Origin of the sequence: Micrococcus sp. GbtcB5, assembly GCF_019091605.1 — a bacterium.
Classification (GTDB): domain Bacteria; phylum Actinomycetota; class Actinomycetes; order Actinomycetales; family Micrococcaceae; genus Micrococcus; species Micrococcus luteus.
In genome coordinates, this window is the sequence record NZ_JAGXJK010000532.1 from 1 (window position 1) to 233 (window position 233).

The window sequence follows — 233 nt, forward strand, 5'->3', positions numbered from 1 at the left end:
TCAACGGCATGACCTCCTCGACCATGCCCCACCCGGGGATGGCCCTGAAGACCACCTCGGTCTCCACCTCCAGCGCCCCCGCCCCCGCCCCTGCGTCGGCGCCCGCGCCCAAGCAGGCCGCCGTCGACTACGTGCGCGCCGCCGTCCGGAACCCGTCCTCCTATTACGCGTGGGGCGGCAGCGGCCCCTCCGGCTTCGACTGCTCCGGCCTCACCCAGCAGGCCATGGCCCAG

General features: G+C 74.2%; 1 protein-coding gene. It reads left to right on the forward strand.

What is annotated here, in order from left to right; all coding sequences use genetic code 11:
• Positions 1 to 233, forward strand: a 233-nt coding sequence (locus KVS67_RS13380; protein WP_217565585.1) for an NlpC/P60 family protein, incomplete at both ends; no start/stop codon positions are given.